The 10,549-nt window shown below is 53.4% G+C and carries 13 protein-coding genes; 6 read left to right on the top strand and 7 right to left on the bottom strand.

Annotated elements, in window-relative coordinates; genetic code table 11:
• A partial coding sequence (locus B7364_RS03275) for a transposase (protein ID WP_157893458.1) occupies positions 1-236 on the bottom strand: 236 nt, incomplete at its 3' end.
• Positions 237-361: 125 nt separating this feature from the next.
• Between B7364_RS03275 and B7364_RS03270 the strand changes: the two genes are divergently transcribed.
• Complete coding sequence (locus tag B7364_RS03270; protein ID WP_198534016.1) at positions 362-847, top strand: phytase; 486 nt, start codon at positions 362-364, stop codon at positions 845-847.
• Positions 848-927: 80 nt separating this feature from the next.
• On the opposite strand, the gene B7364_RS03265 is transcribed toward B7364_RS03270, so the two are convergent.
• Complete coding sequence (locus B7364_RS03265) at positions 928-3,114, bottom strand: TonB-dependent receptor (protein ID WP_232780791.1); 2,187 nt, start codon at positions 3,112-3,114, stop codon at positions 928-930.
• A 42-nt stretch (positions 3,115-3,156) separates the two neighbouring features.
• A complete protein-coding gene (locus tag B7364_RS03260; RefSeq protein WP_157893456.1) occupies positions 3,157-3,723 on the bottom strand; it encodes a TonB-dependent receptor plug domain-containing protein in 567 nt (188 codons plus the stop codon).
• A 393-nt stretch (positions 3,724-4,116) separates the two neighbouring features.
• Here B7364_RS03260 and B7364_RS03255 point away from each other — a divergent pair, with 393 nt between their 5' ends.
• From B7364_RS03255 to B7364_RS03245, 3 genes are read left to right on the top strand one after another with little or no spacing between them, the layout of a single operon-like run.
• Positions 4,117-4,371, top strand: a complete 255-nt coding sequence (locus tag B7364_RS03255; RefSeq protein WP_085338516.1) for a helix-turn-helix transcriptional regulator — start codon at positions 4,117-4,119, stop codon at positions 4,369-4,371.
• A complete protein-coding gene (locus tag B7364_RS03250) occupies positions 4,368-5,591 on the top strand; it encodes a type II toxin-antitoxin system HipA family toxin (protein WP_085338515.1) in 1,224 nt (407 codons plus the stop codon). The genes B7364_RS03255 and B7364_RS03250 overlap by 4 nt, the downstream gene beginning before the upstream one ends.
• 28 nt (positions 5,592-5,619) lie before the next feature.
• Positions 5,620-5,814: a tyrosine-type recombinase/integrase gene (locus B7364_RS03245; protein WP_085338514.1), complete on the top strand. Its 195-nt coding sequence runs from the start codon at positions 5,620-5,622 to the stop codon at positions 5,812-5,814.
• Here the strand turns inward: B7364_RS03245 and B7364_RS03240 are convergent.
• Positions 5,785-7,059: a DUF2130 domain-containing protein gene (locus B7364_RS03240; protein WP_085338513.1), complete on the bottom strand. Its 1,275-nt coding sequence runs from the start codon at positions 7,057-7,059 to the stop codon at positions 5,785-5,787. The two genes, B7364_RS03245 and B7364_RS03240, sit on opposite strands and share 30 nt — an antisense overlap.
• A 318-nt stretch (positions 7,060-7,377) precedes the next feature.
• On the opposite strand from B7364_RS03240, the gene B7364_RS03235 reads away from it, so the two are divergent.
• Positions 7,378-7,995 carry a type IV toxin-antitoxin system AbiEi family antitoxin domain-containing protein gene (locus B7364_RS03235; RefSeq protein ID WP_085338512.1) on the top strand — a complete coding sequence of 206 codons (618 nt, stop codon included), beginning with the start codon at positions 7,378-7,380 and terminating at the stop codon, positions 7,993-7,995.
• Entirely contained in the window at positions 7,988-8,854 is an 867-nt protein-coding gene (locus B7364_RS03230) for a nucleotidyl transferase AbiEii/AbiGii toxin family protein (RefSeq protein ID WP_085338511.1), read from the top strand. Before B7364_RS03235 ends, B7364_RS03230 begins: the two co-directional genes overlap by 8 nt.
• A gap of 69 nt (positions 8,855-8,923) precedes the next feature.
• Here B7364_RS03230 and B7364_RS03225 read toward each other — a convergent pair whose 3' ends face one another.
• The 3 genes from B7364_RS03225 to B7364_RS03215 all read right to left on the bottom strand — a co-directional run.
• Complete coding sequence (locus B7364_RS03225; RefSeq protein ID WP_085338510.1) at positions 8,924-9,415, bottom strand: helix-turn-helix transcriptional regulator; 492 nt, start codon at positions 9,413-9,415, stop codon at positions 8,924-8,926.
• Between the two features lie 3 nt (positions 9,416-9,418).
• The gene (locus tag B7364_RS03220; RefSeq protein ID WP_085338509.1) at positions 9,419-10,132 is read right to left on the bottom strand and encodes a lytic transglycosylase domain-containing protein; all 714 of its coding nucleotides are present in this window, start codon (positions 10,130-10,132) and stop codon (positions 9,419-9,421) included.
• The coding region (locus B7364_RS03215) for a S26 family signal peptidase (protein WP_232780790.1) at positions 10,126-10,549 on the bottom strand (424 nt) is incomplete at its 5' end. The genes B7364_RS03215 and B7364_RS03220, both read right to left, overlap by 7 nt.

Raw genomic sequence — 10,549 nt, 5'->3', positions numbered from 1 at the left:
CCGATCTTGGCGTGGAGCTTCTCGACGTCAGCCTCACGGCTCGCCTCGCCAGCTTCGGCCTTGCCGGAAAACACCGACGCCATCCCCTCAACCGCCTGCTTGCGCCAGGTCGAGATCATCGTCTGATGCACCCCGTGCTTGGATGCCAGCTGCGCCAATGTCAGCTCCCCCTTCAGCGCTTCCAAAGCCACTTTGGCCTTGAAATCTGCCGAGTATCTCTTCCTCGTGTTCGCCATCAATATCGTCCTCTCGTTAGGCCGATACCAGCTTAACCCCCTGTCCGAAATCCGGCGTCCACCTCATTCATCAGGTCGCCCTTGATGTCGCAGGTCCCAAGCCTGCGGCAACAATTGTGCGAACCTTGAAACTCAAAAGTCAGTCCGAAGGCTGTGTGGTCGATGAGGCAACTCGGCGTCTATATGTGGCCGAGGAAGATACCGGCCTGTGGCGGTTTGACGCCGATCCAGACGGAGACGGCACACCATCTTCAGTTGCGATGGTTGATGGGCGGAAGTTGGTGGAAGATGCCGAAGGGGTGGCCTTAGGTCTTGGGCCCAATCAACAGCGTTTCATCCTTGTTTCCAGTCAAGGCGATAATGCGTTCACGCTCTACAATCGGGAAACAGAAGCCTTCGTCGGTCGCTTCCGAATTGTTGCGGGGAACGTCGGGTCTGTTGAGGAAACAGACGGGATCGATCTGGTTCTTGGAGATTTCGGCCCGGCCTTTCCAGGTGGGCTTTTGGTCGTTCAAGATGGCGAACAGGCCGATGGAACCCAGAATTTCAAGCTTGTCGCGTGGGATGATGTGGTTCAAGCCCTCGCGACTGCTCCAACCACACCAAAATGAAATGACCCCGCGCCAGTTTGGAGAAGGGACTCCAAGCTGGCGCGGGGCCAAAATATGATGCGCTATAGGCCTATGCTGTCCTAGTATTTGAAGCGCATGCCAATGAGATAGCGGGGCCCAAAGGTTTCATACTCGATTGGATAGAGTTCGCTGTCCGCAAAGCGGCGACCTGGGCTGTCAGCCAGATTGATCCCATCAAACGTGAGCTCAATCTGGTCAGTCACGGCATAACGAACTGAAAGGGAGAGACTTTCAGAATCGTTCCAATAAATGTCGCCATTGCCATCAGGCACCAATTGTCCGTTGACGGTTGCATAGCCGCCAACAGATTGGAGCCATTTGGTGCGATATTGATAGGCAAGCCGAGCTGAAAGCCCGTATTTCTCATAGGTGATAGCGGCATTGGTAACGAGGTCAGACGCCCCCGGCAGAACGACCTTTCGGTTTGGTGCGGTGCCGACAGATGGAACGTTGATTTCGCTATCGTTTGCCGTAGCAGAAACGCGAACACCAAAGCCTTCCAACCAAGCTGGCCCATTGGATGCTTTGACCCAGTTCTCGATCGTCTGTGTATAGGCAATTTCAAGCCCAAGCAGATGCCCATCGCCGCCATTGCGGATCGTGGTAAAGTTATAGCCGGAGCGGTCACGATCGGGCGTGTTGAGGACCGTGCTGCCGAAGGTTCCGCTTTGGGTGAACAGGGCGTCTTTGATGTCCTTGTAATAGACGCCGACCTGAAAATAGCCTTGCGGCTGCATGTAATATTCAAAATAGGCATCAAGGCCGACTGACCTCTCAGGCTTGGCATCGGGATTTCCGCCCGTGATCAAGCCCGGCGCATCATCGATGGAGAAATTTGCAGCCAGATCATCGAAATCAGGACGCGCTGCCCCGGTGTTCAGACTCAGCCGGATCTTCATGTCATCATTGAGATCATAATTGATATGCAGACTGGGGAAGAACAGCGTGTCGTCATTCTTTAACTGGGTTAGCACACGCACCCCGCCGATGAGCGGGAGAGCCTTTGATGTGTTTTCTGTCCGCTCCATGCGTCCGCCAAAGACGATGTTGCCCCAATCTCGACGGACAGTGGCCATGGCATAGGCTGCCAAAATGTCCTCAGTCACGTCATAATATTCACCCGACCCATCTTGAACCGCCCCGATCCGCCGATCTTTCAGGCTGCGAATGAAATCGCCAACCTTATCGCCAGAATAATAGCGGAATGAGTAACCCAATGGATATTCACCCTTGAAAGCAGTATCGATTGCAAAATCACCATAAGTCGGCAAAGCAACCCCTGCTGCGACAAAATCAGCGGCACGCGCGCGATATTGGGTCAGACGACGCTTCTTCTCGCGGGATGTTACAAGTCCGCCAACCTTAATGGTCGCGGGCAGCCCGAAAAGTGTGCTCTCTCGGGTAATGTCCAGCTTGCCAGTCCACGCCAAAGTGAGATCGCCGCCTTCAGCATCGGCAATCTCTGTGAACAGCATCGGGAATGTTTCGATATTTCTGACAGCATCGCCGCGTGAGCGAACGGTGCCCGTGAGAACAGTATTATAAAGCCGAACGGTGTTATTGCTGACATCAGTGAAGTCATAGTCAACAGTTGGCCGTGAGGTGACTGTGGTGGGGCTTTGGAAAACAGGCGTGCCCGTTAGATCCTGCCCATCTTCGGTTTCAGTGAAATTGAAGCGCCAATCGATGTCCCAGCCAAACCGACTATGATTGCCCCCAATGGTGTTGGTCAGAATGTATTCTTTGATATCCCCGGTTCGGAAATTCCAGTTCATCTGGACCCCATACACCGTGCCGCGATTGGGTAGGTTGCCTGAACAAATATCATTTGCGGTGCTTGTGGTGATCGGTGCAGGCGTTGCCGGGCAGGGCGTGGTTGGTGTCGTCGTGGCACCATTATCCAATCGGAAAATATAATTGTTGCGCAGCTCAACGTCTGTAAACTGACTATAGACGATCTGAGCAAATAGCTTGTCATGCTCTGTGGGTCGCCAATCAGCACGAAGTGAGCCCGAGATGTTGCCACGCGTCAGGCGATAGGGTTTGTTTTCATATTCACGCGCCCAGCGACGAGTCTCCGAGCCTGGTCGCCGGTCAATTCCCGATGGCCCACTCGCGCCCGAAATTGTGCCACCTGGCCGCAGGTAGGGGTCTGTCTCCCAATTGTCCGTCACCATCTCGCGCTCATAGAATGAGGCTTGGGCGAGGATCCCAATTTTATCGTCAAAGAAGCGGTCTGCGAGCACCAAAGAGGCATCGATCTCGCGGCCACAACCCAATTCAACACGTCACAGCGATAGGCCACCGGTAATCCGCCGCCCGCGATAGTCATAGGCTGAACGGGTCCTGATATTGATGTTTCCAGCCACAGTGTCGCCCGATAGATCTGGGGTAATGGCCTTGTTGATCACCACTTGGCTGGCGATTGCCGTTGGGATGTTGTCAAACCTGGTATCACGCCCCTCAGGCGATACCACGCTCATCCCGTCAATCGAATATGTGATCCAGCGGCGCGGTTGACCCCTCAGATTTACGTAACGGCTTTGGCCTTGATCCTTTTCAACCGCAACACCGGGAAGACGGCTAACCGCATCAGCAATGTTCTGATCTGCCAATCGGCCCGCTTCATCAGCAGACAGAACACTGACCAGAGCAGGTGCATTGCGTTGAACTTGCAAGGCCGCTCGATCGGACTCCAGAATTGGCCGATATCCACGGACAATGACGGTTTCTGCTTGGGGTGTCGTAATTTCTGAAGAGGTCTCGGCGGATTGTCCATAGGCCTGTGTCGCAGCCAACAAACCAATACCACTCACCGCGCCCACCAGGGCAGCGCGCGTCAACTTAATCGTCATGAATACCCCCGTTAGAGACGCATGCTGCGTCATAATGATTGGGCGGTATCGCGAAGGCGTGACAGGCTGACGTCGTTCAAATCTCAGAAATGTGAAACCTGACTCACAATCTCGTGATCCCACTTACTCGTATGGGGTCCAGATTTGGGCACGGTCGCTAGAGTTTGGTCTGGCGGCGCGAACTGACCTGGCCCCTCAAAACCCATTCAATTATTTTGGGAAGCCTTTTGCTTTAGGGCGGCCGCTTCGATGCCCGCGCGCCCCAAAGCGGACATGGCACCTTCGGCCAAGCGTCGTCGCATGCACCACCGGGTAAATAATCCCGCATAAAAGACGAAAAAATTGACATTCGTACTCTAGTCACGCATAAATGCTGCAAATGAGGTCATCTCTATGTTGCAGCTTACAGACATCGCCCAACAAGTTCGAGAATCGAGAAAGGCACAGAAGCTCACGCAGGCGGCCCTTGCGGCGCGCGCAGGCATTAGTCGTGCGCAAATCGAGCGGCTAGAAAACGATAAGCTGGGCGATATGGGGATCGTGTTGATCTTGCGCGTTCTAAGGGTCCTGGATCTTGATCTTACGCTTCAAACATTCAACCATGGTCGCCCGACCCTTGATGACCTCGTAAAGGATAATGGCGGATGATCCAGGTTTGGACCGAGAGCGGTGATGGCCACCAAGCTACCGGAGTCTTGGATCGTAATGGCGCAAGCGGGTCGACGTTTGCCTATACGCCGCCACTTGATCATAGCCGATCAGTCTCTCTGACCATGCCCAGTCGGCTACCATCTTGGAATTGGCCTGTTGGCCTTGCACCTATCTTCGAGATGAATTTACCCGAAGGTGCACTCCGGGACCGACTGCAGCGCCAGTTCGGTAAGGCAACAGGCAGGTTTGATGACCTCGACCTCTTGTCGATCACAGGGCGCACACAATTGGGGCGACTGCGCTATTCGCCATTCGGCGAGGGGCTTGATCAGGCGGTTCCGTTTCAATCGGTGGACGAGATTCTGCGGGCGCGCCGGCAGGATGGCCTCTTTGACTATCTGATGGAGCGATATGCCGCCCAATCGGGGATTGCTGGCGTTCAGCCCAAAGTCTTGATCCGGGACCCAGAGAAACTTTCAGATGCCCAAGCCCGCCAGTCCATCAGCCTTCAGTCGACCACCCATATCGTCAAGCTCTGGAATAAAGGCGAGTTCCCCCAACTTGCAGCAAACGAATTCTTTTGCCTGACCGCAGCCCGGAATTTGGGTCTCAACGTTCCTGTCTTTGAGCTATCTGACGATGGTCAAGCCTTGATCATCGAACGTTTCGATCTGTCGGGCGATCATTGGCTTGGATTTGAGGACTTTTGTGTGTTGAACGGGAAGGGGGCCATCCGCAAGTATGATGGCAGTATTGAGACCAGCCTTTTCAAGCGCTTGAGCCAATTTGTGGATCCGGAGTTCGCTCTCGAAGACAGTCGTGCACTCTTCAAATTGATTGTGCTCAATTGCGCGATCGGAAATGGCGATGCGCATTTGAAAAACTTCGGGCTACTCTATGACAGCCTTGCAGATAGCCCCCGATTATCGCCGGTCTATGATCTCGTAACCACAACGGCCTATCTACCCATGGATCAAATGGCGCTTACATTGGATGGGTCAACGCGTTGGCCCACAATTCAGAAGCTCATAGAGCTTGGACAGAGGCGTGCGGGTCTGACGGCCAAGCAAGCTACCGAGCAAATTGAGGCGACGGCCGCGGCATTGCTGGACCTGCGGGCTGAGCTCACGACATGGTTTAAGGCCTCACCCAACCCGGAGATTGGCGCAGCGATGGTCGCGCGCTGGGAAGCTTGGGCTCAACTGTGCGAATCTTAGCCGCTTGGGTTCATTTCATTGTGGCCTGATGGTTCAAGCTAATGATCCTGACCTGCGCCACTCCTTTGCCTCGTTTGCCGCAGAAGCAGGTGCAAGCCTGCAGCTTATCGGAAAAGCGCTCGGCCATACCCAAATAAAGACTACAGAGCGCAATGCTCGCCTTCGCGACGATCCATTACAGGCGATGGTCGATTTAGGCACTTTCGTCGCTGAAATCCTCTAGCTCAGGCAAATCGACGCCCTCGATGTGTTGGATGGCGCTGCCGGCGATACCTTGAAGGTCCCCAACCATGCCGACCGTGGACTCGATTACACCATGTATCTCCATTTCGGGTTTTGACCATTGTTTCATCATAAACTTGCGCTCACGGTTCAAGTCTTCTTGGAGGGAATTGAACTTTTCCATAACTGCCTCGACCCTATGGCGAAATCTAGGGCCAGTTAGATAGTCATATACCAATTCCATCTTCGTCTCTTGGCCATCACGTGCCTTTCGAGCGTTTGACACTTCCATCAGAGATTGGCGCAGAGTTACCACTAGTGGCAGTATGAAGCGTGGCTCAGTCACCCACACACCGTCCACAAGATCGAAAGACTCAACACCCTTCGGTAGAGCGTTCGATACTATAATCGCTATTTCTGCCTTGGCAGTGCGCTGATCGCCACGCAGTTTTGTGAGCCAGCCGTCACTCCAATTCTTAGTTCGCTTGAACTCCCATAAAATCGCGCCGCATGGCTGACCGATTGAATTCACCACCCTCTGAAGTACATCGCCTCCAAACTCGCCTTTACCAACGGGCTCGATGACATCCAGCGGAAACCTGGCCCGCAACATCGATTCCAGTGCCAGTTCTAAAACCTCGCCTTGAAGCTGTTGCGAACCTTGTTCAGCCTTGCGCTTGAGATCTTCGATCTGCTTTTGCATGTCGGAGATCGTCTTTTCCTTTTCGGCGACTCTCATCCCCATTGATTCCTCAGCCTCGACTTTAGCCTTCTGACGAACAACGTCGACAGATTCATTGACCCGGGTTTCAATGGTTATCTCTAGTTCTCGTTTCGCGTCTGCCAGTTCGCGTTCTTTCCGCATTAGGTCGGCTTGCGCTTCTTGAGCGATTTTTAGCTTGGCATCCTTTTGGTCGAGAATTGCTTGCAGGTCGGCCATTTCTTTGGCCCTTGCCTCTAGGTCATCTGCTACAGCTAGTTTTGCTTTCCTAGCTTCAGCTTCGGTTATAGAGGCGCGTTCAGCTTTAACCTTTTGAGCAACCTGCTCGTCAATGGTCTCGCGGGCAGCCTCAATGGCCTTGTGTTGCGCCCTAAGATCGGCTTCGCGCTTGGCAACATCGCTTTCTTTGGCAGCGATCTTGGCTTCGAATTCGGTCTTTGTGGCCTCAATGAGAGGGGCGGCCAAGGACTCGGTGAGCTTGATATCAGCTTTGCAAGATGGACAAGTTATTGTCGGTTCAATCATTGGGTACCCCTATTTTGATCATGCTATTTATTGGCCAATTTGGCACTTCTGTCGCTCTGGCTCAATCATTGTCTGCTTCTGCTATTCTGACATGCCCCTCCGGTTTCGGTCCAAGGCATGGTGGGTTTCTCTAGTTATTTGACCCAATGCTATGGGGACGGGCAAGGCGCTTGAGTAATAGGAACTGCGCGCGTTGGCGGCATTGCCTGGCGCGCTTGTTACGCTTGAAAGGACTTGGCTTATGTCTTGACCATCACGCGCCATGGATGATATTAAACCTAGGATAATATTTTAATTTGTCCTAGATAAAGTATCAAAATGAACACCGTGCAAACCCAGAGTGAAAAGATCGTCCAGCTTCTCTCCGAGAGGACAATGGCGCGCGCACATGAAATTCTCAAAGAAGGTGTCACGGCCGCGACATTGGCGCGCGCGGTCGCAAGCGGGAAGATCCAGAGACTCACACGCGGCCTATATCAGCTCCCCAATGCCGAACTAGATGCCGATAGCACGCTTGCCGAAGTCTCAAAGCAGATCCCCAAAGGGCGTATCTGTATGAGCACTGCGCTTGCCTATCACGGACTCACGGATCAAATGCCAAGACAGGTCTGGATCGCTATCGGCGCGAAGGACTGGGAGCCCAAGCTAGACTTCCCATCCATCCGAATTGTTCGCTTTCGGAAACCCTATCTCGAGTATGGTGTGGAGCGGCACATGATTTCCGGTGTCGCCGTGCCGATCTATTCAGTAGCCAAAGCACTTGCGGACGCGTTCCGGAATCCAAAGCTGGTTGATCGCTCTGTTGCCATAGAGAGTCTACGCAGCGCCATAACTCAGCGTAAGGCAAGTCCATCAGAAATCGCACAGGCCGCCGTCGACTGTGGAGCTTGGAAGGTGATGCGCCCCTATCTTGAGGCGATGACGCACAATGGTTGATGGTCAAAAGAATATTGCTGCATCGGTTCGACAGCGGCTTCAGAATCTGTCGCGCCTTAAGAAGCGAGATTTTGGCCTTATACTGGTCAATTATGGTCTTGAGCGATTAATCTTTCGGCTATCGGTATCCCCTTTTCGTGACAGGTTTGTCCTTAAAGGTGGAATGTTGGTCACGCTCTGGACCGGTGATGAAGCACGCACAACAAGAGATGCAGACTTTTTAGGTTTTGGTGAGCTCGATGAGGAAAACCTCAAAGCAATCTTTACCGAAATCATGGGAATTCAAACTGAAGATGGGCTCATTTTCGACACTGTCCATTTGACGATAGAATCAATCCGCGAAGACCAGATCTATGGCGGCGCGCGGCTGAAGACGATTGCTCTACTTGAGAAGGCCAGAATACCGATAACCATCGACATCGGACTTGGCGATGCCCTCACCAACCCTGACTATATCATTGACTATCCATCAATGCTGAATGAACCGATAGCAAATCTACGTGCCTATCCTCCGGAAACCGTAATCGCGGAGAAATTTCAGGCCATTGTCGCGCTTGGCTTAGCCAACGGACGAATGAAGAACTATTACGATTTGTGGGCACTACCCAGTGTCTTGACGATTGAGCCAGCCGCACTTGATTCAGCCATTTTTGCTACGTTTGAGCGCCGTAAAACAGGACTTCCAACGCTCGTTCCGCCAGGACTCGCGCAGACCTTTTTCGACGATCCCCAGAAGAAACAACAATGGGTCACTTATGCTGCCTCAATTGGACTCGATGGCGTATCGTTGGAGCATGTCGTCTCATCAATATGGGCTTACCTAGGACCAAGCTGCGACCGGCTCAATCGCGTTCGGTAACGTATCCACCCAACCAATATCCTGGACGTTCATCTCAATTCGGGCATCAATGTTGGCGCAGGCTTCGTGTCAATGCTCGTGTGTCCAAGTCGAAACCCTGCGCCGTTTAGAAAGCCACTCCATCACTTCATCCTGCCGATAGCCGACGGTTTGATTTGTTAGCTTGTAAAATGGTGGACCTTTCCCAGAGCAACGTAGCTTGGCCAGAGTCGACATGGTCAGGCCCAGAAGTTCTGCGAGTTCCGGCGCTCGCAACAATGCCCTTGCGTCGAGATCTCCTAGCGCGCGACCATGATGCACGATCTCGCGTCTATGCGCGGATGGTCGCCCCGGGCGTCGAGGCACACTGGATTCTTCTGGCGCATTTAGGTCATTGGCGGCCAGGCTTTGGCTTACCGCGTCAATTTGCGCGACAAGGTCTGAGTTTGCTGGCTTCATGCTGATGCTGGGTGGCGGTTCAGTTTTCACGACCGTGTTCTGTGATGGCGGCTCAGGTGCCTGCCAATCGCCAAACATATCAAGTTGTCCAGCAAGACTTGAATCGGGTTTTCGTTTTGCCATGATCTATCTCCCTTTGCCCGTTCGACATTGGCTTCGATTGCGGATCCCGCGTCCTGCTGTCAGGGCGAGATAGCAATCTATGCCGTCGCGGACATAGTTTTGGGTTTCGTTGATATCGGGCACGCGACCCAAACGGGCCACACGATTGGGACCCGAATTAAAAGCTGCCAGTGCCAACCTTATGTCACTGAACCGGCCGATTTGGATGGCAAGATAGCGGGCACCTGCACGCAGGTTTTCTTCGCTATCAAACGCATCGCGCACGCCAAGCTCCGCAGCAGTTCCCGGCATCAATTGTGTTAGCCCTTGCGCGCCGACCGGACTTATGGCGCGGCTATCATAGGCGCTTTCAATGATGACGAGCGCATGAAGTAGTTTCGGGTCTAAGCCTGTCTCGTTTGCGATCCGTGTAATCAGTCGATCGAGTGGTTGATTGGACGGCAAAAGTCGTACATCTCCAAGTCTATCTGTATACGGATTATAGAGAGGATTTACAGCGCTTCGAGGGCGCGATAAAGCGGCAGCCGGTGGCCCTTGAGGGGCGCTTGGATCTATCGGGTCGATCAATGGCGGCCTGCGTTCAAGGCCAGAACTCGCAAAAAGAGTTCCGCCAGATGTCGCCCAATCGACGGGCTCGGCAAACGCGAAGCCTGGCGTCAGCGCACCAAGAGCCAAGCTCCCGGCCAGAATAAGTTTGACAGAGGGGCGGCCTACCATGTCACAGCCGCCCGATAGTTGCCGGCCAATTCACTCCGCAAGACAGGACCGAAATACCGGCTGTCAAAGCTTGATGGATGATCGCCGAGGAGGAAGACCTCGCTGGTGGATAAGGTCCGGCAGCCATTCCAGGCCGGAAGAAGATTGCCTTGCCGATCCGAACGAGCAGCAACCAGGGTTCTTTTGTTGATTATAACCACGCTGTCCTGACGACACACAAGATCACCAGAGAGCCCTGCCACCCGCTTGATCAGCATCGTACCTTTTGGATAGCCAAGTTTCTTGACCAGATAATTCCGAGTAGCGCTATTCATCGGCATCGCGATGATGTCGCCACGTTTGAGATCAGCGACGTCGCCCAAGCGCACATAGACACTGACCTGAGCCCCGATTGGTCCGTCATTTGAAAGGAGAGTC

Source organism: Aquidulcibacter paucihalophilus, assembly GCF_002105465.1.
GTDB classification, from domain to species: Bacteria; Pseudomonadota; Alphaproteobacteria; order Caulobacterales; family Aquidulcibacteraceae; genus Aquidulcibacter; species Aquidulcibacter paucihalophilus.
Note: the sequence above shows the minus strand (reverse complement) of the source record. Positions and strands in the feature narration are given on the sequence as shown.

Excerpts from the sequence above, each read along its gene's own strand:
- B7364_RS03240 (WP_085338513.1), bottom strand. The coding sequence starts at position 7,059 with ATGATTGAACCGACAATAACTTGTCCATCTTGCAAAGCTGATATCAAG.
- B7364_RS03245 (WP_085338514.1), top strand. The coding sequence starts at position 5,620 with ATGGTTCAAGCTAATGATCCTGACCTGCGCCACTCCTTTGCCTCGTTT.
- B7364_RS03260 (WP_157893456.1), bottom strand. The coding sequence starts at position 3,723 with ATGACGATTAAGTTGACGCGCGCTGCCCTGGTGGGCGCGGTGAGTGGT.
- B7364_RS03225 (WP_085338510.1), bottom strand. The coding sequence starts at position 9,415 with ATGGCAAAACGAAAACCCGATTCAAGTCTTGCTGGACAACTTGATATG.
- B7364_RS03220 (WP_085338509.1), bottom strand. The coding sequence starts at position 10,132 with ATGGTAGGCCGCCCCTCTGTCAAACTTATTCTGGCCGGGAGCTTGGCT.
- B7364_RS03235 (WP_085338512.1), top strand. The coding sequence starts at position 7,378 with ATGAACACCGTGCAAACCCAGAGTGAAAAGATCGTCCAGCTTCTCTCC.
- B7364_RS03255 (WP_085338516.1), top strand. The coding sequence starts at position 4,117 with ATGTTGCAGCTTACAGACATCGCCCAACAAGTTCGAGAATCGAGAAAG.
- B7364_RS03250 (WP_085338515.1), top strand. The coding sequence starts at position 4,368 with ATGATCCAGGTTTGGACCGAGAGCGGTGATGGCCACCAAGCTACCGGA.
- B7364_RS03230 (WP_085338511.1), top strand. The coding sequence starts at position 7,988 with ATGGTTGATGGTCAAAAGAATATTGCTGCATCGGTTCGACAGCGGCTT.